The following is a 23,551-nucleotide window of genomic DNA, read 5'->3' as shown; positions in this document are numbered from 1 at the left end:
GATGTGATTAATATCACGATTTTATTTTTATATTACAAGGATTATTGGTTTTATTTGTATTTTAAATCAACCAATTACAGGTTTAAATGAAATATATCTATTTATGAGTGTCATTAAGTGACGTGATGTATGTCATATTTTATTAATTCAGGTCAATTAATTAAAATTGACGTAATGATAATTTACTTGCCCTCATAATTGATATTCAATCTATAGTAAAAGGAGCGTTTATGAATGAAAGTGAAATTGCAAAAAAACTAGGGATCAAAATCCGCATGCAAAGAGAAAGCCATAAAATGAGCCTTCAGCAAGCGGCCGATCTAATAGGTATTTCTGAGGATGAGATGAATCGTTTTGAAAGTGGTGAAAGCTGCATTGATGTTGATTCTCTTTTTCAGTTCGCGTATTTATTTAACCTAGAACCTGCATCATTTTTATACGGTGTCGTGAATGTAAATAGTGGAGTCCGTAGTACAATTCACTAACTATCTCAGTGAGTTAGAGTTTTTTAAATCGTTTATATAAAAGTAAAATAAAACTTAGGAATGAATTTTTTATTTCAATACAATTTTTAAAAGAGACACCATGACTCTAATCATCTAACCGGAAGAGGTTATCTATCTAGTTTACTAATATAGATGGTTTCTTCCGGCTTAATGAATGGCTTTTAATTATCATAACGTGAGTGTCGCATTATAACATTCAAGGTTAAATAAAACGCTTGTCTCACTGTGAATGAGTAATACTTAAGTCTCATTTATAATGGTTGCCAAAATTTACTTTATTTAAATAATAATAATCTTAAATTGTTCTATTACGAGTAAGTCACTATATTTATCCTTACGCGAATATACCCATTTTATTGAGGTTAATAATTTAATTGGTTTTAATGCTTACCAAATAAATTGATACATTTTGTCATGATTTATTCGCTATCCACCTTTTGACCGCTAATATGCTGCTGTAAATTGCTGGCGTATAAACTGTGGATGCTCCACTTCATCTAATATAGCAACGGCTAAATCTTGCACTGATATTTTTGCCGGTGTATTGCCATTCATTAATAATTGTTTACCACCGAGACGAAAGGTTTCTGTTCTTGCACCTGCTTCAAGCATTGCAGCAGGCGAAACAAAGGTCCAATCCAACGTATCAATAGATTCCAATGTGGTTTTAAACTCTTTCACTGCTTGAGCGCCAGGTCGGATGTTAGCAGGAAAATCAGGTGAATCTAATAGTAAGACACCAGGAGCAATTTCTAGGCTTCCCGCGCCACCTACCACGACAAACCGTTTTACGCCTGCCTTTTTAACAGCCTCTAAAATGGCATTATTGCCTGCAACAGTATCACTGTACAGATTAGGATTACTCCAACCACCATTAAATGCGCTGATCACCGCATCTTGACCTTTAAGTCGAGATATTAGCCATGGCACATCTAAGATATCGCCAGATTCAGCAATTAAATGAGCATGTTGTGGAAGCTGATTACTGTGGCGAGAAATCGCAGTGACTTGATGTTGGCGCATTAATGCTTCCGAGACCAATGCTTTACCAACAAAACCCGTAGCGCCAAGAATAGATATTTTCATTTTTCGCTCCAGCTGCCTTTTTCATTGAACAGGCTTGATGAATGTTAATGAAAGTATAGAGCATGAAAATTTATTTGGTTGTTTTTCTCTAAGTTATCGAGCGGCAAAAATCGATGACATGCTGGATTCGTTGCTTCAATGGTGAAGTTAACCCTGCGGAGGAAAGCCCCAACGAAATTTGTCTCAATGGTTCAGCAATAGCCATGGATAGGATAAGGTCACTGATAATCGTAAAATCATGGTGTGCGATGATTTTTTCTTGAGCGTGGTGAGCTAACCATTGAGTCAGTAATTGACGACTACGTTCAATTCCATTTTGTTGATATTTTTCGAGTAACACGTCTTTATGTAAGAATTCAGTTTGCAACAAGCGATATAGTCCAACGGCTTTTTGGGAAAGGACGGTTTTGCCAATGAGTTCTAAGTTATTTTGCAACAAGTGAAATAATTCATCCCGAGTGGTAGCGGTTTGTTCAAAGAGAGGGACAAAGCTATCCGTCCAGCTAAGAACCACTCTTTCTACGAGCGCTTCGCGATTTTCAATAAATCGATAGATGGTTTTTTTGGCGACGCCTGCTCGCTTAGCCACGTTATCAATACTGGTTAGTTGGTATCCATCTTCGAGTAGCGAATCTAGCGCCGCATTCATGATTTTTTCTTTAAGAATGGCCTCAGGAACACTTGGGCGACCACGCGTTTGTTTGCTCTCGGTGTTATTTGGCATAAATGGCTGACCTTATCTATCTAGCTTGACATTGTTTCATTTTAGCTTAAAACTAATTTGGAAACAAAATAAGTTTCCTAATAAATTAATATAGGTAGATCATCATGAAGACAAATCAAACATGGGCAGTAAGTGATGTTAACCAGCTATTGTTACCTAATCCTTTACGCATGGAAATGGGCATTGAACGAGATGAAAATGGCTTACTAACCGTGGCAGTACGTACAGATTTGCATGGTTGCAAAGGAAGAATGTTGGCATGGTGGTTTACCTTTTTTGAGACGACACAACATATTCGATGGTGGCACCCTCATGACCATGTTGCCCATTATGGGTGGGATGAAAAATGGAAAAAAGGGGAAAGCTTTATTGGTGCTTCCATTCACGCCGTTGAATCTCTCGGCGCTATTCCACCGGTAGCAGCAAAACTGAAATTTAGAGAGCCGACCGACTTTTTTGATGCTTCAGCTTTTGAAAAAGCAATTAAGGATGGACATATTTCTGGCGCAGTGTGTTCTTCCATTGGCTTTGGTGAGCATGTTGAAATGGACTCGCAAGGTTATCCTATTGATGGAAAAATGATGCACTTAGTCCGCGACACTGCATTTGGTTGTGTATTACGTAGTCGTTTCTTATTGGGGGCATCTCTTAGCGACCCAAGAACACAGTTATCCGACGACATAGGGCTAGAGCTGATGCGCCATTGCTATAACGAATTTACCTACTTGTCTCGCTTTTTACCGTCTTTGTATTACGGTGAGCACGCAAATGGGGAGAATGTACCATTACCATGGTGAGGTAGGGCTAGGTATAAATAAAGCCTAGAGAGTGAGCGTTATAACTCCAAGTAGCGCTAGCTTTCAGGGCTTTTTTCTCTAAATAATTTCAAAATAATACTGGTGATAATAGCGATAGCACCACCAAGAGCGGTTTCTAGAACGCGATCAAATAATAAGGTGTAGGCGGGATGACGCCAATAAACCACTTGCTCGAGTACCGAAAGAATTAAGCTGGTGACAACAAAAGTCATAAAGGTATAGCCGTGATGGAAACTCATCGGGAGTAAAAATGCGAAGACTAAAATAGCAATGAGTCCGATATACGGCATCAACGGCGTATTAAATAAGAGAAATAGGAACAACACGGAAATTAAGCTGCCAGCCACACGTTGGAATGTGATACGCACGATACTTTCAGACTTAGGGTGTAATACAAAAACAAAGGTTAGCAATGTCCAATAGAAATGTCCTAAGTCAATCATACGAGGGAGAGCTAAAGATAATAGCAAGCCGATTGCATAGGTCATTGATCGCGGAATAATATTTTTGCGTAGTGTGAATAGATTTTTTTCTACAACCAGTGGCGTAATAATGGAGTGACGAGTCATTTTATGGCTGAGTACATAGTAAGTAATCAGGGTTACGCCACTGCCAATTAAAAAGCCCAGGGTTAGGCTTTTCGATATTTCAGGCAGAATAGTACCAATTGTGGACATAATAATCATGAATTTCATCGTTAAATCCATGATGGGGTCTGTGCCATAAAGCTGATAATAAATGAATGAGAAAATAGCCAGATAAATGTAAAAGCCCGTTCCCAAGCGCAAGGTATCACCAATATAGATAGCAACTAAAATCATGCATAACCAAAATGCAGTATAAAGATAATTTTTATACTCTTTGGCTGCATTAAATAAGTTGAATGAATAGAGCGTCGAAAAGGCGGCCCACATTGCGGCTTGAACATCGATCAGAGCGAGTGCAGTAAGGGCACTTAAAACTAAGCAGCTACTGAACAGAATACCGTCATGGATAGCAGGGATTTTCTTCATATTATGATGCTCAAAATTCGTTGTCTAACTCTTTAATTATTAAGAGTATTCGATGATAACATACCGTTATGTGAAGACAAATGTTAGCCGTCAATAACGTATCTTTTTTCCTGCTTTATGGTGCAATTATTCCTGTTGAATGTGAGTGATTGTATTCATCGAACAGAAAAAATGCATAATAGCGGGGTGCTAGAGCAATTGTCGTCATGATAAGGAAGAATAAATGCAAATAATTAATCCCCATGATTTTGTTTGGGTCGGTAGTAATAGCGATGTCCCTCTTGATACTTTACCTGAATGGGTTAAAACACAGTGGAATAGTAAGCTACCCCTTATTGTGTACCGAGAAAAAGCAGATAATAACCAACTCACGGTTGCTATCCGAGGTATTAAACCTCATCAACGGGTTACTACTCAAATCTCAAAATCTGCGATTACTCACATTATGAATGTGGAATCTCTCGTTTCAAATTCAATTGAACTACAGCGTTCGATGTTTATTGCTTTGCCCCCTATTCAAGTTTTACTCCTTATTTCACAGCATAATTGGCCTTGGAAATGGGGAGTGACGGGTAGCTGTGCTTACACGTTGGCGACGGACATTCAAAGCATGCTGGCGGATTGTGACCTTGATGTGGTGATCCGCTGCCCAACACGGCAGCAAAAAGAAGACTTTGCGCAGTTTGCCATCAAAGCGAATACACCTTATTGTCCTATTGATATTCATGTAGAAACGCCTAAAGGCGGATTCTCTTTAGCCGAATGGTTTAAAAATGATCAGGTGACACTCCATACTCCGACAGGGGATGTGATGACCGCAGATCCATGGGATGACAATTTATAGTCAAGTTGTGGAGAAAAGAGCACATTATAGGTTTGTTTTTGTTCTATTTGTTCGAAAATTAATTTTGATGCTCGTGCAGGTGTTTTTTTAGTAATCAAAAAGACACAAGTAAAACTAGTGGTTTAATAGGGTTAGTGATAACCCTATTAAAAACGTTAGTGCTGGATGTGAGGCTCTAATTCTGCAGATTGTTTCCACGCTTGCATCGCGGGTAATGCAAGAATACGTTCGACCCATTGCTGAGTCTGTGAATTCACAGGAAGTTGGTAACTCTGGATCCGAAAAGCGATCGGGGCGAAAAATGCATCCACTGCGGTAAAATTCTTTCCTGCTAACCACGGTCCACCAAATGTATCAAATCCTTCTTTCCATAATTGCTGAAGGCGATTGAGATTTCCTTGTAAGTCATGGGAAATTTCAGGAAGTGGTTCATTTCGAATGACGTCCATAGGACATTGTTGGCGTAACGCTGTAAACCCTGAATGCATCTCTGCACTAGCACAGCGAGCCCATGCTCTTGCTGATTTTTCTGTTGGCCAAACTTGGGGGAAATCTTCAGCAACATATTCACAAATAGCAAGAGAATCCCAAACAGTTTTGTCGCCATCGATGAGGCAAGGAACTAATCCAGAAGGGGAGAAACGACGAAATTTTTCGTGGCTACTTTTGCCGTTTTCGAAGAAACAGAGATTTTCTTCAAAAGGGATCTGCAATGCTTTTAATAAGATCCACGGTCTTAAGGACCATGAAGAGTAATTTTTGTTAGCAATCCAGAGTGTATACATACGTCAGCCTCTTAAAGTGATGGATAAGTAACCGATAAATAGATTATCAATTTAATCATGATTGGGAAGGATTAATGTGATTTATTCATAAAAAGAAAAAATCGCCTACTTATTTTAGAAAGGCTGGACTATATTTATAACAAATTCATCTATCATATTAAGATGCGCTATAAAGAATCAACAGATTAAAAAATTAGAAAATTTATTATGGGCATGTATTTACATAAATAGAAGATTCTTTATTAAAGCTTTACGCTTGTAATAAGAAAAATAGAATTCATCTATTATTTCATAATGATGGTGATACTATTTGAATATCTTCGACAAAATATTTGTTTAACTTTGGGATAGGAATAAAGCCTGATTAACCTTATGATTATTCCTACTTGGTAAAACAAGTAATTACCTTTAAAACTATATGGTTTTTAAATTATGCAATGGAAGAATAACACCACGCGTTATGGGCATCTGTCGCTGCTCATTCATTGGTTGGTCGCAATTGTCGTATATGGAATGTTTGCATTAGGCTTATGGATGGTGTCTCTAGGTTACTATGATACCTGGTACCATCAAGCCCCTGAAATACATAAAAGCATAGGAATGTTGCTATTCTTTATTATGCTTTTTCGTGTGGTTTGGCGATTCATTTCTCCGCCACCTAAACCGTTAGCAAGTTATAGTAAATTAACTAAATTTGCTTCAATTACGGTTCAGCTTTTAATTTATATTATTTTATTCTCGATTTTGATCAGCGGTTATTTAATTTCAACCGCAGATGGACAAGCAATAAGTGTATTTGGCTGGTTTGATGTGCCTGCATTATTTACAGGCGCAGCAGAACAGGCTGATACCGCGGGTGAAATTCACCTTTATTTAGCTTGGGCTGTTGTTTTGTTATCTATTCTGCATGCATTTGCAGCTTTAAAACACCATTTCTTAGATGGTGATATTACTTTAAAAAGAATGTTGGGTTTTAATCCCGATAAATAACGTGGAGAGAGTTATGTTGAAGAAATCTATTTTAGGTCTTGCTGCGGGTACTTTACTATTATCAGCAGGATCTGCATTGGCAGAAAATTACCAATTTGATAAACAAGGGCAGCACGGGTTTATTGAGTTCCGTATCCAACACTTAGGTTACAGCTGGTTATACGGTAGCTTTAAAGATTTCGATGGTAACTTTACCTATGACGCCAAAGATCCAGCGAAAGATAAAGTAGAAGTGACCATCAAAACTGGTAGCATTGATACCAACCACGCAGAGCGTGATAAGCACTTACGTAGCCCTGATTTCTTAAACGCCGCTAAATTCCCAGAAGCGAAGTTTGTTTCGACTGCAGTGAAAAAAGAGGGTGATAAATACCTCGTGACAGGGGATTTCACATTAAATGGTGTGACAAAACCCATCACATTGGATGCAAAATTAACGGGTGAAGGTAAAGACCCTTGGGGTGGTTACCGTGCAGGTTTTGAAGCGAAAGGAAACATTAAACTGAAAGAGTTTAATATCAAATCTGACTTAGGTCCAAAATCTCAAGAAGTTGAATTAATGCTGTCTGTTGAAGGTGTTCAAGTTAAGTAATTCATTTTTTTGAGTCACTGTTATCAACTTCTTAAACCGTAGATGTTTAAATAGGCATCTGCGGTTTTTTGTTTTTAACTTGATTCGTAGTGCTAAACACCTAACTTTTACTCTATATTTACGCCTATTCCTATAGCGATATTATCTCGTCCACGTCTAAAATAATCGTAATGAGTTTATTGCTGAGTCTTATTACACTGACTAAAGTTATTAGTGGTTAGCAATGTCAGGTAGGCTTAGGTTGAGTATTGGTTTTATTGTTAAAAGGCAGAGTCACTTTGAATACAAATAGTTCACGCAAAACCGCACTAGTCGTTAGCATTATTTTTATTATTTTTGCGCTGGGTTTTTACTGGTTAAGTAAAGACAATAACGTGCTATCGACGGAAAGTAATAGCGAAATTCACTCCGAAGCAATTGCTCAAGTTGAAAAAGAACTGCCCATTTTAGTGACGATCAAAAAATTGAGTCCGATGACTTATCAGAATTTTGAGCATTTAATGTCTCAATACGATCCTGCGAATGAAGATTTGCGTCGTCAGCTGCTTGATCAAGTTGTCAGCCAATCAATGAAATTAGTGGTGGAGCGTATGCCTTACGCGTCTGATGAAACTGTCATTAACTTCACTGCGAAAGTAAACGATAATATCAAGTCATTGTTAGAACAAGATCCATCAGGGAAAATGTGTTACGACGCATTATTTCCGCAATTAAGAGATTCTGCAGACATTATCCCTCCTCAGAAAAGCCAAGATGTATTGCTAAAACAAGTCAGTGCGATTAATGCATTACTGATTTCCAGTGAAGCAGGCAAGGAGCATGCACCGTTATCCCCAGAAAAATACCAACAAATGATGGGGGCTCTCAGGGCTGAGTTAACCGCCAAGTATGGAAATGATGTTTCGATGTTGGTTGATGTGAATGCAGGGAAAAAATCGCCAGCCACAGTATGCCAAATCTCGATCAGTCTATATGACTCGGCATTGAGCATTCCAGACACTCAGACTAAAGCGGCATTATTGCGTTCTTGGTTCTCTCCTGCGAAAAAATAGTTACTAACTACCTCTGCAATGAATTACTGATAGGATTAACACACTGTAAAACTCATCGAGTTTGGTATAGGGTGTTAATCCTTGTTGCATTTTGTTGCAATATCTATGCTCAAATAGCACCCCTAAAGCGATATACTGCATAAATCAATGTCGGATTTTTATTCGCGTGGTCTATCATTTGTGTGGCTTAGCTACGCTATCAATTTAATACCATTTGGAGGCAAGATGCGATTTGTGAAGAAAAGCATTGTTACGCTCTTAACCATCGCCGCAATCTATGTTCCAGCCATGGTTTCTCAGGCTTGTACTCGAGTTGTTTATCTCGGGGAAGACCAGCAGATCATGACTGGCAGAACCATGGATTGGAAATACGATATCGGTACCAATTTATGGATTTTCCCACGTGGCATGGAACGAAATGGCGTGGCAGGACCTCAATCACTCAAATGGAAATCCAAATATGGCAGCGTGATTGCCTCAGGTTACGATATTTCGACAACAGATGGCATCAACGAGAAAGGGTTAGTCGCTAACTTGTTGTGGTTGGCTGAATCTAAATATCCAGAGCTCGACAATAAAAAGCCTGCACTCTCTATTTCACTGTGGGCACAATATATGTTGGATAATTATGCCACTGTCGAGGAAGCCGTTGCCGCATTAGAAAAAACACCATTGATTGTCGCCACGGATAAAGTGCCGGGACAAAATCGCTTAGCAACACTGCATTTATCCCTTTCGGATGCCAGTGGCGACAGTGCGATCATCGAATACATTGATGGCAAACAAGTTATTCACCATAGTCGTAAATACCAAGTTATGACAAACTCACCAACCTATGATAAACAGCTAGCGATGCAAGAATACTGGCAAGGGATTGGTGGAACGGTGATGTTACCTGGAACGAACCGCTCAGCGGATCGTTTTGCTCGAGCACAGTTCTATATCAATGCGATTCCACAAAAAACCACACCGAATAAAGCGGTTGCGAGTGTGTTTGGGGTGATCCGCAATGTTTCAGTTCCTTATGGTCTAAGTTCAGAGCAATCCCCAGAGATCTCTTCAACTCGTTGGCGTACTTTGGTTGACCATAAGCGTCAACTTTACTTCTTCGAATCTGCATTAACACCGAATATCTTTTGGACAGATTTAAAGAAAATTGATTTTTCCAGCGATACTGGAAAAGTGAAAAAATTAGAGTTAGGTGAAGAGCAAAGCCATATCTATTCAGGAGATGCGACGGCGCAATATGTTGATGCTAAACCGTTTGAATTTTTAGGGTTGAGTGCAGCACAGTTGGGTTATTAACATCTTGGTATCAACCTCCTGAATGTCAGGGGGTTGATACATATCAATTCATCATTTTTCAATTCATGAAAACGTTGCACTATTCAATTCAACGTCATAAGATGTATTTAAAATGCAACTTAAGGGTGATTCCATGACTGATTTAGTGTGCTACAAAACGATGCCTGTTTGGGACAAGGCTTCTATTCCATTAATGTTTCAAGACCGCCATAACACCAAAGAAGATACGTTCGCTCAATTGAAGGTGTTACAAGGTTCCCTCGATTTCATTATTTTTGGTGACGATGGTAGTGAGCAGAAATTTACATTCGATACACAAAATCAGCCTCCAGTGATCCAGCCGCAAGTCTGGCATCGTATTGCTGATTGTAGTGATGATGTACGTTGCCAGCTCTCTTTTTTATGCCGACCTGAAATCGCGTTTTATAAGCAGTATGACCTCAGTATCCCGCATTCAGAAGTTCGTTATCTTTGTGAGAATAACTTGGCTAAACCTTGTAAGGTTTTGGATTTAGGCTCTGGTCGTGGTCGCAATAGTTTCTACCTTGCTCAGCAAGGCTATGATGTTACCGCCGTTGATATTAACCAAAATCATATTCAAGCTATTGAAACGGTTAAACAGCAATCGGGTATTGAAAATATCCATACCGCCTTATATGACATTAATACTCACCAAATCCAAGGTGATTATGACCTGATTATTTCGACGGTGGTGTTGATGTTCCTGCAACGGGACAAAATCGCTGATATTGTGGCTGATATGCAATCACACACGCTATCTGGCGGAATTAACATCGTGGTATGTGCGGTAGAAACGCCAGATGCACCACTGGATAGGGTGCCATTCACGTGCTTCTTAAAACCGGGTGAATTGCAGCAGTATTATCAAGACTGGGAAATTTTAAAATACAATGAAAACCCAGGTCATCTGCATAGAACGGATGCGCAAGGTAACCGAATCAAACTGAACTTTGCAACGCTGATTGCCAAGAAAAAATAGTCATTGATTGAAGATAAAATGGGTTGCTTAGGCAACCCATTTTGACATCTGCTTTAGGCATTTGAGGCGGTAGCTTGTTTTTCACTGCGCTCTAATGTCTTTTCCAGTAGGACAGAATAAAGAGGGCGACCGCCAAGGAATTGCGCTACCATCGTGGCACCAATACAGGTGATAATCATGGGTAAGATAAGTTGATAGTTACTGGTCATTTCTAAGACTAATACAATGCCCGTCAATGGCGCACGTACGGTGGCGGCAAATAGCGCGCCCATCCCTGCAATCGCAAAAGTACCCACTTCGATAGAATAGTTAGGGAATAGTTCAAGTGCCGCGTAACCATAAATTCCACCAAATAGTGTACCAAGCGCTAATAATGGTGAGAAAATCCCTCCCGGCGCGCCAGAGCTAAAGCTGATTGTTGAGGTTAAAAATCTCAGCGCAAAAAACACCATTAGTAGGGTGATTGTGAAGCTATTAGCCACCATTTGATGGATAACGCTATAACCACCACCCACAACTTCAGGTGCAAATACACCGATAGCACCACAGCTGCCACCAATCAGTCCACCCATCAGGACAAATCGTGAGATTTTGTTTTGATAAAACGCTAAAAACCGGCTTTGTAGATAGAGCAAGAAGCGGTTAAAGGCAATTCCTACGACACCAAATAGCATGCCCAAAATCAGATATAACCACAGTGTTTCCATTGGGGCTGCTGAGAATTGACCAATATTCAGTACGGCGGCTTCGCCATTAATCAACCGATAAACGATGGTGGCAGTCACTGCACCAATAAACACCGCTTTGATGGAAATTAAGCTGTATTTAAACTGCGGGCGCATCTCTTCAATGATAAATAATATTCCAGCTAATGGCGCATTAAATGCGGTGGAAAGACCCGCAGCGGCACCAGCCGCCAATAATGTATGACGAGATTCATTATCTTTAAGGCGAAATAAATCATAAAACATTTGGCTAATGTTCGCCCCGAGTTGCACGGTAGGACCTTCACGTCCAAGGACCATGCCTGAACCCAGTGTACCCAATCCCCCGATAAATTTAACGGGGATTACTCGCCACCATCGTACCGGACGTAAATCTTGCAATGCCCCTTCGATTTCAGGGATCCCTGAGCCACCCGATTCTGGGGAAAAGCGCTTGACCAAATAATAGCCGAGCATAGCTAACAGCGCGGAGGCAACGAACATGGCGGGGATTATCAACCATTTATTGGTGACATACTGATTGACGGAAGAGACTCGAATATGACTGACCCACTCCGTACCCAGCATAAATAGGGAACCAATCAGTCCAACGACAGCACCAATAATAGCTGCTAAAACAAGCACTTTGAGTGGTGTTTTATCAGATTCTTTTAAGTGGCGTAAAAAACTAAAATGGGTTTTGTTGTCTGATTTTGGAGTCGAATTAGCCTGCATCATCGCTTTTTGATTCTCTTAAAATGATTTAACAACAATAACTTATGAATAGTAACTTATACACAAAAACAATTGTTCATAGTATAGCAATACTGTTTTGAAACCCCAGTGAAAAATGCAGTTGGGTAGGTAGAACGGATAATTGTACGCTATTGAATAATTCTTATTTACAGTAAAGCTTAATGTAGATCAACAAACCGTTAGATAGGATCTCAAGGCACTTTTTTATTTAAATAAAAGGGGTAATCTTAATGTTGTATATGAAATACAACTTAAGAGGTTTTCTCCATGTATTGTGTGCAATGTGAACAAACAATTAGAACTCCAGCAACCAATGGTTGCGCTTATTCGCAAGGTATGTGCGGAAAAACCGCTGAAACTTCAGACTTGCAAGATTTATTAGTCGCGGTACTGCAAAGCCTATCTGCAAGTGCAGTGGTAGCGCGTGAATTGGGCATTATCGATCATGATGTGGACAGTTTTGCTCCGCGTGCCTTTTTCTCGACCTTAACTAACGTGAATTTCGATTCTGAACGTATTATCGGTTATGCCCGTGAAGCGATTTATCTGCGCGATAAATTAGTCAAACACTGCCTATCTGTGAATAGCGCAGTGGCATTTAATCACCCACTGATTAACCTGCAACTAGCAGGGCAAGATATTCAATCACTGCAACAACAAGCGGCACAATTTGCATTAGATATTGATAAAGCCCAAATTGGTGATGATATTCATGGTTTACGAATGCTGTGCCTGTATGGTCTAAAAGGGGCAGCGGCGTATATGGAACATGCTCACGTTCTGGGGCAATTTGATAATCAAATTTATGCCCAATACCATGAAATAATGGCGTGGTTAGGAACGTTACCCGCAGACATGAATGAGCTGCTTGATAATGCGATGGCTATCGGCGTGATGAACTTCAAAATCATGGAAATTTTGGATGCAGGTGAGACTAGCGAGTTTGGTCATCCGGTGCCAACTGAAGTGAATGTACGCCCTGTAGCAGGTAAATGTATTTTGATTTCAGGTCATGACCTGAAAGATTTAAAAATGCTGTTAGAACAAACTGAAGGAACCGGCGTCAACATTTACACCCATGGTGAAATGTTACCTGCTCACGGTTATCCTGAACTGAAAAAATATTCACACTTAGTCGGTAACTACGGCAGCGGTTGGCAAAATCAACAAGTGGAATTCGCCAAATTCCCAGGTCCTGTATTAATGACCTCTAACTGTATTATCGACCCTGATGTTGGTGAATATAAAGACCGTATTTGGACTCGCAGTATTGTGGGCTGGCCGGGTGTCAAACACATCACAGGAGACAGTTTTGCTGACATGATTGCTCAAGCTCAGCAAATGTCAGGTTTCCCATACACAGAAATTGAACACAAAATTACTGTTGGTTTTGGTCGTCAGACATTACTTGGCGCCGCAGATGCAGTGATTGACTTAGTGGCTCAGAAAAAACTGCGTCATGTATTCTTAGTCGGCGGCTGTGATGGTAGCCGTGGTGAGCGCAGTTACTACACAGATTTCGCACGTAGCGTACCAAAAGACTGCCTCATCTTGACATTGGCATGTGGTAAATACCGCTTCAATAAACTGGATTTCGGTACCTTAGAAGGCTTACCACGCTTGCTGGATGTGGGTCAATGTAACGATGCTTATTCCGCCATTATGTTAGCGGTGAACCTAGCAGAGAAATTAGGTTGTGGTGTGAATGATTTACCTCTAAGCCTGATCCTTTCTTGGTTCGAGCAAAAAGCGATTGTTATTTTGTTAACCTTGCTGGCTTTGGGGGTGAAAAATATTTATACCGGACCAACCGCGCCAGGCTTCTTAACTGAAAACTTGCTGAATATTCTGAATGAAAAATTTGGTATGCGCAGCATTACCACGGTTGAACAAGATTTGGCGGAAATTCTGCCTGCATAAAACGGAAGGAAACCAAGGAGGAAGGGGCTTCCTCCTTGCAAGGAGTCACTCATGACCATGCCAACAAGCTTATGTCCAAACAGAATGCAAATTCACTCAATTGTGCAAGAAACCTCTGATGTTTGGACTATTAACTTAATTAATCATGATTTTTACCAATACGAACCGGGGCAATATGCGCTCGTGAGTATCAAAAACAGTGATGAAGTCATGCGCGCTTATACCTTGTCTTCATCTCCGGGACAAAGCCGTTTTATCTCCATTACCGTGAGGCGATTAGACGAGGGTGCAGGCTCTTGTTGGCTGACGGGGGAAGTGAAACCAGGGGATTACCTGTGGTTATCTGAGGCGCAAGGTGAATTTACCTGTGCAAATGTGCAAAGCAACCAATACTTAATGCTGGCGGCAGGTTGCGGTGTCACTCCGATTATGTCGATGACCCGCTGGTTGATGGCGAATCGACCAGAAACAAATGTCAAAGTGCTGTTTAATGTTCGTGATGAAAAGCAGGTTATCTTTGCGAATGAATGGCAAAAATTGGTTCAACAATATCCTCAGCGTTTACAGCTTTGCATCATGCCGGAAACACCGGATAACGGGGGAGTTGCACAAGGTCGCTTAAGCCAAGAGAAATTGCTGGAGTTAGTGCCGGATATTCATGAGCGAGTGGTGATGACCTGTGGACCCGTTCCTTATATGAAAAATGTTCAGCAGTTTTCCAAAGCATTAGGTGTGCCAGTGGAACATTTCTTTATGGAACGTTTTACCACTGGCGGTGATGAAGCGGTAAGTGAAGAGGTGCTTAACTTAAAAATTCGTCATCGTTTAGTCAATTTTAGCGTCCCAGTCGGAACGTCATTATTGTCGGCACTAGAGCAAAACAAACAGCCGGTGATCGCAGCATGCCGTGCTGGTGTATGCGGTAGCTGTAAAACCAAAGTACTCTCAGGTAATTATACAACCAGTAGTACGATGACATTAACGGCAGACGAAATTGCTAATGGATATGTTTTAGCGTGCAGTTGTCAATTACAGGGCGACACAGAAATCGCTTAATGAGTTTTCGATAATATCATTTTGAGAATGCCTCATTCATTGCCACCTTATTTTAAATATAAATAAGGTGGCTTTTTTGTTTATTAATCGACTTTTTTGTTTATTAATCGGCTTGTTTGCGTTTCGAAATATAATTAAAAATAAGCCGATAATTCATTACGTTATTATCACTTTATATATTATGAATAATATAATTTCCCATTAAAGTTACAAATGGTTACACGCTGAATTCTTGATACACATTAACTTAAACAAAACTTAAACAAGGGGAGGCTATTAAAAAAAGAGCACAGTAAAAGGGTGGAAATTAAGCATTCAGTGGGTATAATTCGCGCCGCATCCAAAGTGCAGTATCTCGTTAGGCGAGGCTCCTATACAAACATAGGTTACTGATCTGACGACGTCGAGAGACGCCCAAGATTAGGACAGGATATATCGACCGAAGGTATATCCCCATGTAACTTCCTGCTTTATGCAGGATACGTTGTATAGTGCTAAAACCGAGACGAAGAGATAGCAAACGCATTCTCTCATCTGGTTTCGCCCCTATGTGAGTACTGTTTGAGTAAACAACAGTAATAGGGACCAAAAAAATGACATTCTCTACCCAGAACAAAGCGGGTGCAGTAGCAATTGCACAGTCCGCAATGAAAGACGCACGTCAAAAGTCTAATCAAACACAACCCACTAAAATTGATGATTCAACTGTTCACGCATATATGAGCCAATCTTATTTGCCTGTTTCGGTTGCAGACTCTGTGGCATGTGTGAAGAAAAGCCTTATTGAACACCTCGATGGCGAACAAATTCCAACGTATTTATTTGTCGTAGATAGTGAAAACTATTTAAATGGAATTTTGTCCGTTAAATCATTACTTGCCGCATCAGAAGATTTATTAGTGTCGGACATTATGCGCCACAATTATTTCTCTGTTTCTCCTGAACAATCACGTCACGACGTTTATGATTTAATTAATCATAGTGGTTTGGATATGATCCCCGTTGTTCAGTTTGGTAAGTTGATGGGGGTATTACGTCCTCAAGATATCGCTGAATTAATTGAAGATGAAAATACCCTCGATGCACAATTGCAGGGTGCGACTACACCATTAGAAGAGCCTTACTTAACCACTAGCCCAGTCACTCTGTGGCGTAAGCGTGTTGTGTGGTTACTGATGCTGTTTGTCGCGGAAGCGTACACTGGAACGGTACTTAAAGCATTTGAAGAGCAGCTTGAGGCGGCAATTTCATTGGCATTCTTTATTCCATTATTGATTGGAACCGGTGGTAACAGTGGAACACAGATCACCTCGACCCTTGTCAGAGCGATGGCATTGGGCGAAGTGAGTTTACGTAACCTCGGCGCGGTACTGAAAAAAGAAGTTTCAACGTCGTTCTTAGTAGCCATTACTATAGGTGCAGCTGCGTTAATTCGTGCTTGGATTTTAGGTGTGGGTCATGAAGTGACTATCGTGGTCAGTTTAACGATTGTGGCAATCACCGTGTGGAGTGCGATTGTTTCTTCCATTATTCCAATGGTTCTGAAAAAATTAAAAGTTGACCCAGCGGTAGTTTCTGCGCCGTTTATTGCAACATTTATTGATGGGACTGGCTTAATTATTTACTTTGAAATCGCTAAATTGGTGATGACGGAGTTCGCCTAAGTTCGGACCAACCTCTTGATGCGGCAGGGAATTAGCTCTCTGCCGCTGACGCAATCTCTCGCTTAAGAATTTCCCCGCACTTTCGACATAAATATTGATTTTCCCCACGCTCAACTTTGTTATGCCTTCTGATGGTCAACTCGTGAATGGTGTCGCAGCCACAAAGATAACGGAATGTTCGGCTTTTGACGCTAGTGACCGCAAAGTTATGAGTCCGTTTCGGGGTTACGCCTAAAACATTTTGCATCATCCATTTCCATTCATTGCCATGGGGAGCTACCCCTTTTCGACCAAAAACCCGGTAAACCAGTAAGTGAGCGAGTTCATGGGGGATGACTTCATCCACGAAATTATCTGGATTTTCAATTAACAGCGTTGGATTAACGCGAATTTCCCAATCTTTGAGATAGGCACTGCCAGCAGTGGTACCACGTTGCTTATAGTTGATGACGGGCTCTGGAAATGTTTGCTCCAGTTTTTGCTCTGCTAACGTGAGTTTTTCACGCAAGGTTTTCATCACTCGCTGCTGGAGCATGATGGGGACTCTGATCGTTTTCATGTGGTCAAGAATACGTGAAGCCATATAGTTCTCACAAGTGATAATTGACAATAAATATATAAATTAATATATTATTATTAAATATAATGATATCTGTAAGTAAGTAGCTAGGACACGAAGATGCAAAAGAGTGAACAACCCAACTCAGAACAGCTGCTTTTAGCAATGACTCAAGCGGCAACGCAAACGGCGTCATTATTAAAAACACTGGGGAATCCAGATAGACTGTTATTGCTATGCCAATTAACCCAAGGTGAAGCGTGTGTGAGTGATTTAGAAGCATCACTCGGTATTCAACAGCCCACATTGTCACAGCAGTTAACCGTGTTAAGAAACGAGGAATTGGTAGTGACTCGTCGCGAAGGTAAACGCATTTATTATTCTATTGCAGATGAGAAATTGTTTATCTTACTCAATACTTTGTACCAACTTTATTGTCCTGTGAAGGGGAATTAATATGACGATTGATTGGGTCAATTTCACGCCATGGTCAGCGGCGATTGGCGGTATTTTAATTGGTTTAGCGGCAGCAATATTACTGATTTTAAATGGTCGGATTGCAGGGATCAGCGGGATATTAGCGGGGGTTCTTAAGCCCGTGAAAGGGGATACGGCTTGGAAGCTCGCTTTTATTGTCGGTATCTTAGTGGCACCGCTACTGTTTACTGCCTTTGTGTATGCACCTGAAGTTACGATTACCACCAGCACGCCGTTACTCATTGCCGCTGGGCTGTTAGTAGGATTTGGTACTCGACTCGGCGGTGGATGTACTAGCGGCCACGGTATTTGCGGTATGGCGAGGTTTTCCCGCCGCTCCATTATTGCGGTCGTTATTTTCATGCTGGTGGCATTTATCACGGTTGCCGTCATTAATCATTTTGGTTTAAGAGGGTAATTCAATGCCAATCATCGTTGCGTTAGTCTCTGGAATTTTATTTGGATTGGGGTTGCTACTGGCTGGTATGGGGAACCCTGCTAAGATTCTGGCTTTCTTGGATATCACTGGCAATTGGGATCCATCGCTATTAGTGACGATGGTCGTTGCCATGGTCATCAGTGCTATTGGGTACCAGTTCGTGAAAAAGCGCAAATCCAGTGTGTTAAATTGTCCATTGCAGATCCCAACCAGCAAGCTTATTGATAAGAAGTTACTTATTGGTAGTGCATTGTTTGGCTTAGGTTGGGGACTTGGGGGGATTTGCCCAGGACCTGCCATTTTATTAACGGGTATGGGACTGACTCAAGGTATTTTGTTTACGCTGGCGATGATAGCGGGAATGGCCATTTTCCAACTATTTCAGCGTACTGAAAAATAATCATGGCTCTGGGGCAACTAACCTGTTTATCCAACACAAAATATGAAGCAAGTGGAAAGGTTATTTGATTCATCGAGGTGGTTATACATTACAGATATAAAAAAACCCATCATAATGATGGGTTTTTTGCTAATCGTCAGAGACGTTAGCGGAGATTACAGACCTGCAGCTTCGCGCAGTTGTGCCGCTTTGTCGGTTTTTTCCCATGGGAATTGTGGACGACCAAAGTGACCGTAAGAAGCCGTTTGTTGGTACATTGGGTGTAACAGATCCAGCATTTGAATTAGACCGTAAGGACGTAAGTCAAAGAATTCACGGACTAATTTTACTAACAGTGCTTCGTCAACTTTACCGGTACCGAATGTTTCAACCATGATAGACGTTGGCTCTGCAACACCGATAGCGTAAGAAACTTGAATCTCACAACGGTCAGCTAAGCCAGCTGCCACGATGTTTTTTGCTACATAACGCGCCGCATACGCAGCAGAACGGTCAACTTTTGATGGATCTTTACCAGAGAATGCCCCACCACCGTGACGAGCCATACCGCCGTAGGTATCAACAATAATTTTACGACCGGTTAAACCGCAGTCACCCATTGGTCCGCCGATAACGAAACGGCCTGTTGGGTTGATGAAGTATTTAGTCGCTGGAGATAACCATTCAGCAGGTAGAACTGGCTTGATGATCTCTTCCATAACCGCTTCGTGTAAAGCTTTTTGGTCAATATCTTCTGAGTGCTGTGTGGACAGAACTACCGCGTCAATACCGACAATTTTGTTGTCATCGTATTGGAAGGTGACTTGGCTTTTCGCATCTGGGCGTAACCATGGCAGTGTGCCATTTTTACGAACTTCAGCTTGGCGCTGCACTAAACGGTGTGCATAAGTCACCGGTGCAGGCATCAATACGTCAGTTTCGTTAGTTGCATAGCCAAACATTAGACCTTGGTCGCCAGCGCCTTGTTCTAAAGGATCTGCACGGTCAACACCTTGGTTGATGTCTGGTGATTGTTTACCAATTGCGCTTAATACTGCGCAAGAGTTGGCATCAAAGCCCATGTCTGAACTGGTATAACCGATTTCACGAACGGTTTTACGCGTAATTTCTTCAATATCGACCCATGCACTGGTCGTGATTTCACCACCAACCATGACCATGCCGGTTTTGACATAGGTTTCGCAAGCTACGCGCGCTTTTGGGTCTTGTTCAAGAATAGCATCAAGGACCGCATCAGAAATTTGGTCAGCAATTTTATCAGGATGCCCTTCTGATACGGACTCAGAAGTAAAGAGGTGTGTAGACATGAGATTAATACCTTAAGAATTCAAAGAACATTATAGTTGGATGTTTTAACATCTAGACGGCTATTCTAGACTTTTCAATGAATAATTTCTACCTGTTTTTCAGCCTAAAATGATAAGCGCATAAATGGCTAATTCAGTTAGTTTTATCGTGAATGTGAAATTTTAGATAATTTGCTTTTGCATTTTAGGGCTATTCGAGGTATAAACTGCGACCGTAGCGGATGGTTGTTATTTCTCGCTATATACCAGCAGGTCAGCCATGAGTCTGCTTTCTATCAGGAATGTTTATAACCGATTGAATTTTAATAGATGATTAAAATTCCCAAGGGGAAAACAGTTATATTGGGGGTTAATGGGCGATGATCCATAATCTACTGAATAACAGTATCCAACCGTCGTACGCGGATCGCCGTGTGACATTGGCTTTTACTTTCCTGTCTTTGTTTACTTCGTCACGAAGTTACCGTCATACCTATCATAGATCCTTAATACTTAGTCAGTAATCTGCTAGGTTTGTGGATGTATATTGTCACCGTTTAGACGTTCTAAGCACTTTTAATTACAATCTGAGTATCGCTGTTTCCCTGACATTACTGCCCAGTCGCACCATGCCTTTGGTGGGAGCTTGTCTGGAAGGAGAACGCATCACTCACCCCTCCATACTAGGAGTTTATTATGAATGATAATATCGCTCGCAAGATGCGCCAAACTTATAATGTTGCGTATTGGGGCGGTGGTTACTATCAGGTGAATGAGCGCGGAAATGTCTGTGTTTGCCCAAATCCTGAAAACCCTGACACTTTTGTTGATTTAGCTGAATTAGTTTACCAAGTTAAAGAAGAGCAGGAGCACTTACGCTTACCTGCGCTGTTCTGTTTCCCTCAAATTTTGCAGCACCGTTTGCGCTCTATTAACGCAGCATTTAAACGTGCGCGGGAATCTTATGGTTATAAAGGTGACTATTTCTTAGTCTACCCCATTAAAGTTAACCAACAGCGCCGAGTCATTGAATCATTAGTGAATTCGGGTGAGCCTTTAGGGTTAGAAGCAGGTTCAAAAGCAGAGTTAATGGCCGTGTTAGCCAACGCGGGTCGTACTCGCACCGTGATTGTGTGTAATGGCTATAAAGATCGCGAATATATTCGTCTCGCCTTAATTGGCGAAAAACTGGGTCACAAAGTGTATCTGGTTATCGAAAAAATGTCTGAGATCGAGATGGTGCTAGAGGAAGCGAAAAAGCTGGAAGTGACGCCTCGTTTAGGCGTGCGCGCCCGTTTGGCGTCCCAAGGCTCAGGCAAGTGGCAAGCCAGTGGTGGTGAGAAATCCAAATTTGGATTGGCAGCGACCCAAGTTTTGCAACTAGTGGAGATTTTACGTAATGCGAACCGTTTGGATAGCCTGCAATTACTGCACTTCCATTTAGGTTCACAGATGGCGAATATTCGTGATATCGCAACAGGTGTTCGTGAGTCAGCACGTTTTTACGTCGAGTTGCACCAATTGGGTGTCAACATTCAATGTTTTGACGTGGGTGGTGGCTTAGGCGTTGATTATGAAGGGACCCGCTCCCAGTCTGATTGCTCGGTTAACTATGGTCTGAACGAATACGCGAATAATGTCATTTGGGCGATTGGTGATGCGTGTGAAGAGTTTAACTTGCCTCATCCAACCGTAATCACCGAATCTGGTCGTGCGTTAACGGCTCACCATACGGTTTTAGTCTCTAACGTCATTGGTGTTGAGCGTAACGAATTTACGAAAACCACACCACCTAGTGAGGATGCTCCGCGTTCACTGGTCTCGTTATGGGAAACGTGGGAATCCATGCAGCATCAAGGTAACAGCCGCTCTTTACGTGAATGGCTGCATGATAGTCAGTTTGACCTGCAAGAAGCACATACTCAGTATGCACATGGTGTATTGGACTTAACACAGCGCGCATGGGCAGAAGAGCTATACTTGAATATCTGTCGCCGTATTCAGCAAGATTTAGACCCAAGTAATCGCGCTCACCGTCCAATTATCGATGAGCTGCAAGAGCGTATGGCGGATAAATTCTATGTGAACTTCTCGCTATTCCAATCGCTTCCTGATGCTTGGGGAATTGACCAAGTTTTCCCTGTTTTGCCGATTGAAGGCTTAGACAAGCCACTAGATAGACGCGCTGTATTACTGGATATTACCTGTGACTCTGACGGGATTATTGATCATTATGTTGACGGCGATGGGGTCGAAACCACCATGCCAATGCCAGCATATGATCCAGAAAATCCGCCGATGATTGGCTTTTTCATGATTGGGGCGTACCAAGAGATTTTAGGCAACATGCACAACTTGTTTGGCGATACCGCTGCCATTGATGTATGGGTCGATAGCCAAGGTAGTATGCGTTACTTGCAAAGCGAAGAAGGCGACTCTGTGGCTGATATGCTGCAATACGTGAAGTTGGTCCCTGAAGTGTTGCTAGAAAGCTTTATTGAGCAAGTTAAAGGCACCGGACTTAGCGATGAGCTACAAAAAGATTTTGTAAACGAATTTGAAAGTGGGTTGTACGGCTACACTTACTTAGAAGATGAATGATTAAGGAACAGTGATGATTAATAGCACATTAGGAAATCAGGTTGATAACTCACTGGTTTCAAACGCATTTGGTTTTTTACGTTTTCCGTTGAATTTCCAACCTTATAGCTCTGATGCGGATTGGGTGATCACGGGAGTGCCGTTTGATATGGCAACCTCAGGACGGGCGGGTAGCCGTCATGGACCTGCTGCTATTCGCCAAGTCTCAACTAACCTCGCGTGGGAAAGCCACCGCTGGCCATGGGATTTTAAATTAAAAAATAAGCTCAATGTGGTTGACTGTGGTGATGTGGTTTTTGCATTCGGTGATGCACAAGATATGTGCGATAAGCTGCAAGCACACACCGAAAAACTACTGGAATCAGGTAAGCGCTGTTTAACATTTGGTGGTGACCACTTTGTGACTCTGCCGTTACTGCGCGCTCATGCAAAACACTTCGGTAAAATGGCATTAGTGCATTTTGACGCACATACCGATACGTACGGTAATGGTAGCTTATATGACCATGGCACGATGTTCTATCATGCGCCGAAAGAAGGTTTGATTGACCCTAATCATTCAGTCCAGATTGGTATTCGTACTGAACATGATTCGGATAACGGCTTTACAGTGTTAGATGCCGCTCAAGCCAACGATCGTGGTGTCGAGGATATGGTTGCTCAGATCAAACAGATCGTCGGTGATATGCCGGTGTATCTGACATTTGATATTGACTGTCTGGATCCGGCTTTTGCGCCAGGAACCGGAACCCCAGTCATTGGTGGGTTAACATCAGATAAAGCGTTAAAACTGTTACGTGGTATTCAATCCCTGAATATTGTTGGAATGGATGTGGTCGAAGTTGCTCCAGCGTATGACCAATCTGAAATTACTGCATTAGCTGCCGCGACTATCGCGTTAGAAATGCTGTACATCCAAGCGTCTAAGAAGTAAAACGCCATTGATAATATAGGGTGCCTCAATGTGTTCATTG

At 41.5% G+C, this 23,551-nt stretch carries 23 protein-coding genes and 1 riboswitch; of the genes, 16 read left to right on the top strand and 7 right to left on the bottom strand.

The genetic code is table 11. The features are described from left to right. The first annotated feature begins 230 nt into the window (after window positions 1–230). The gene (locus PR766_RS09665) at window positions 231–485 is read left to right on the top strand and encodes a helix-turn-helix domain-containing protein (RefSeq protein WP_006660711.1); all 255 of its coding nucleotides are present in this window, start codon (window positions 231–233) and stop codon (window positions 483–485) included. Window positions 486–950: 465 nt separating this feature from the next. Here the strand turns inward: PR766_RS09665 and PR766_RS09660 are convergent, their stop codons facing one another. Both PR766_RS09660 and PR766_RS09655 read right to left on the bottom strand, forming a co-directional pair. Then, entirely contained in the window at window positions 951–1,592 is a 642-nt protein-coding gene (locus PR766_RS09660; protein WP_036961729.1) for an NAD(P)-dependent oxidoreductase, read from the bottom strand. A gap of 88 nt (window positions 1,593–1,680) precedes the next feature. Further along, on the bottom strand, window positions 1,681–2,316 hold the full coding sequence (locus PR766_RS09655) for a TetR/AcrR family transcriptional regulator (protein WP_036975185.1): 636 nt from the start codon (window positions 2,314–2,316) through the stop codon (window positions 1,681–1,683). Between the two features lie 104 nt (window positions 2,317–2,420). On the opposite strand from PR766_RS09655, the gene PR766_RS09650 reads away from it, so the two are divergent. Beyond that, on the top strand, window positions 2,421–3,113 hold the full coding sequence (locus PR766_RS09650; protein WP_154636228.1) for a DAPG hydrolase family protein: 693 nt from the start codon (window positions 2,421–2,423) through the stop codon (window positions 3,111–3,113). Window positions 3,114–3,169: 56 nt separating this feature from the next. On the opposite strand, the gene PR766_RS09645 is transcribed toward PR766_RS09650, so the two are convergent. Then, window positions 3,170–4,147 carry an FUSC family protein gene (locus PR766_RS09645; protein WP_006661125.1) on the bottom strand — a complete coding sequence of 326 codons (978 nt, stop codon included), beginning with the start codon at window positions 4,145–4,147 and terminating at the stop codon, window positions 3,170–3,172. A 223-nt stretch (window positions 4,148–4,370) separates the two neighbouring features. Between PR766_RS09645 and PR766_RS09640 the strand changes: the two genes are divergently transcribed. Then, window positions 4,371–4,991, top strand: coding sequence for a malonate decarboxylase holo-ACP synthase (locus tag PR766_RS09640; protein WP_006660716.1), 621 nt, complete (start codon window positions 4,371–4,373; stop codon window positions 4,989–4,991). A 155-nt stretch (window positions 4,992–5,146) separates the two neighbouring features. On the opposite strand, the gene PR766_RS09635 is transcribed toward PR766_RS09640, so the two are convergent. Next, the gene (locus tag PR766_RS09635) at window positions 5,147–5,776 is read right to left on the bottom strand and encodes a glutathione S-transferase family protein (RefSeq protein ID WP_006660717.1); all 630 of its coding nucleotides are present in this window, start codon (window positions 5,774–5,776) and stop codon (window positions 5,147–5,149) included. 432 nt (window positions 5,777–6,208) lie between these two features. On the opposite strand from PR766_RS09635, the gene PR766_RS09630 reads away from it, so the two are divergent. From PR766_RS09630 to tehB, 5 genes are all read left to right on the top strand, one after another. Next, entirely contained in the window at window positions 6,209–6,766 is a 558-nt protein-coding gene (locus PR766_RS09630) for a cytochrome b (RefSeq protein ID WP_006661126.1), read from the top strand. Between the two features lie 13 nt (window positions 6,767–6,779). Then, window positions 6,780–7,358 carry a YceI family protein gene (locus PR766_RS09625; protein WP_006660719.1) on the top strand — a complete coding sequence of 193 codons (579 nt, stop codon included), beginning with the start codon at window positions 6,780–6,782 and terminating at the stop codon, window positions 7,356–7,358. 278 nt (window positions 7,359–7,636) lie between these two features. Then, entirely contained in the window at window positions 7,637–8,410 is a 774-nt protein-coding gene (locus PR766_RS09620; protein WP_036961790.1) for a hypothetical protein, read from the top strand. Window positions 8,411–8,635: 225 nt separating this feature from the next. Further along, window positions 8,636–9,715: a linear amide C-N hydrolase gene (locus PR766_RS09615; protein ID WP_006661130.1), complete on the top strand. Its 1,080-nt coding sequence runs from the start codon at window positions 8,636–8,638 to the stop codon at window positions 9,713–9,715. A gap of 112 nt (window positions 9,716–9,827) precedes the next feature. Continuing rightward, window positions 9,828–10,715: an SAM-dependent methyltransferase TehB gene (gene tehB, locus PR766_RS09610; protein ID WP_036968188.1), complete on the top strand. Its 888-nt coding sequence runs from the start codon at window positions 9,828–9,830 to the stop codon at window positions 10,713–10,715. A gap of 53 nt (window positions 10,716–10,768) precedes the next feature. On the opposite strand, the gene clcA is transcribed toward tehB, so the two are convergent. Next, complete coding sequence (gene clcA, locus PR766_RS09605; protein WP_006660723.1) at window positions 10,769–12,157, bottom strand: H(+)/Cl(-) exchange transporter ClcA; 1,389 nt, start codon at window positions 12,155–12,157, stop codon at window positions 10,769–10,771. Between the two features lie 285 nt (window positions 12,158–12,442). Here clcA and hcp point away from each other — a divergent pair, with 285 nt between their 5' ends. The 3 genes from hcp to PR766_RS09590 all read left to right on the top strand — a co-directional run bounded on the left by hcp (window position 12,443) and on the right by PR766_RS09590 (window position 16,815). Continuing rightward, the gene (hcp, locus tag PR766_RS09600; RefSeq protein ID WP_154636229.1) at window positions 12,443–14,095 is read left to right on the top strand and encodes a hydroxylamine reductase; all 1,653 of its coding nucleotides are present in this window, start codon (window positions 12,443–12,445) and stop codon (window positions 14,093–14,095) included. Between the two features lie 51 nt (window positions 14,096–14,146). Then, window positions 14,147–15,151, top strand: coding sequence for an NADH oxidoreductase (gene hcr, locus PR766_RS09595; protein WP_006661133.1), 1,005 nt, complete (start codon window positions 14,147–14,149; stop codon window positions 15,149–15,151). 347 nt (window positions 15,152–15,498) lie between these two features. Continuing rightward, window positions 15,499–15,671, top strand: a riboswitch (M-box (ykoK) riboswitch). A gap of 73 nt (window positions 15,672–15,744) precedes the next feature. Next, complete coding sequence (locus PR766_RS09590) at window positions 15,745–16,815, top strand: magnesium transporter (RefSeq protein WP_006660726.1); 1,071 nt, start codon at window positions 15,745–15,747, stop codon at window positions 16,813–16,815. Window positions 16,816–16,846: 31 nt separating this feature from the next. On the opposite strand, the gene PR766_RS09585 is transcribed toward PR766_RS09590, so the two are convergent. Beyond that, window positions 16,847–17,374 carry a SprT family zinc-dependent metalloprotease gene (locus PR766_RS09585; protein WP_154632655.1) on the bottom strand — a complete coding sequence of 176 codons (528 nt, stop codon included), beginning with the start codon at window positions 17,372–17,374 and terminating at the stop codon, window positions 16,847–16,849. A gap of 120 nt (window positions 17,375–17,494) precedes the next feature. On the opposite strand from PR766_RS09585, the gene PR766_RS09580 reads away from it, so the two are divergent. Genes PR766_RS09580 through PR766_RS09570 form a run of 3 tightly spaced genes read left to right on the top strand, consistent with a single transcriptional unit; the run spans window position 17,495 to window position 18,690 of the window. Beyond that, a complete protein-coding gene (locus PR766_RS09580; RefSeq protein ID WP_154636230.1) occupies window positions 17,495–17,830 on the top strand; it encodes an ArsR/SmtB family transcription factor in 336 nt (111 codons plus the stop codon). A gap of 1 nt (window position 17,831) precedes the next feature. Beyond that, entirely contained in the window at window positions 17,832–18,269 is a 438-nt protein-coding gene (locus tag PR766_RS09575; protein WP_036968197.1) for a YeeE/YedE family protein, read from the top strand. Between the two features lie 4 nt (window positions 18,270–18,273). Beyond that, window positions 18,274–18,690, top strand: a complete 417-nt coding sequence (locus tag PR766_RS09570) for a DUF6691 family protein (RefSeq protein WP_006661135.1) — start codon at window positions 18,274–18,276, stop codon at window positions 18,688–18,690. Between the two features lie 155 nt (window positions 18,691–18,845). On the opposite strand, the gene metK is transcribed toward PR766_RS09570, so the two are convergent. Further along, window positions 18,846–19,997 (bottom strand): methionine adenosyltransferase, encoded by a 1,152-nt coding sequence (gene metK, locus PR766_RS09565; RefSeq protein ID WP_006661136.1) that lies wholly within the window; start codon window positions 19,995–19,997, stop codon window positions 18,846–18,848. Between the two features lie 675 nt (window positions 19,998–20,672). Between metK and speA the strand changes: the two genes are divergently transcribed. Both speA and speB read left to right on the top strand, forming a co-directional pair. Beyond that, a complete protein-coding gene (gene speA / locus PR766_RS09560; RefSeq protein WP_006660732.1) occupies window positions 20,673–22,577 on the top strand; it encodes a biosynthetic arginine decarboxylase in 1,905 nt (634 codons plus the stop codon). A gap of 13 nt (window positions 22,578–22,590) precedes the next feature. Beyond that, window positions 22,591–23,511 carry an agmatinase gene (speB, locus tag PR766_RS09555; protein ID WP_006660733.1) on the top strand — a complete coding sequence of 307 codons (921 nt, stop codon included), beginning with the start codon at window positions 22,591–22,593 and terminating at the stop codon, window positions 23,509–23,511. Window positions 23,512–23,551 lie beyond the last annotated feature (40 nt).

The organism is Providencia sp. PROV208 (assembly GCF_028479465.1).
GTDB lineage: Bacteria > Pseudomonadota > Gammaproteobacteria > Enterobacterales > Enterobacteriaceae > Providencia > Providencia alcalifaciens.
The sequence above is the reverse complement of the archived record's forward strand: the minus strand, read 5'-3'. Positions and strand labels throughout refer to the sequence as shown.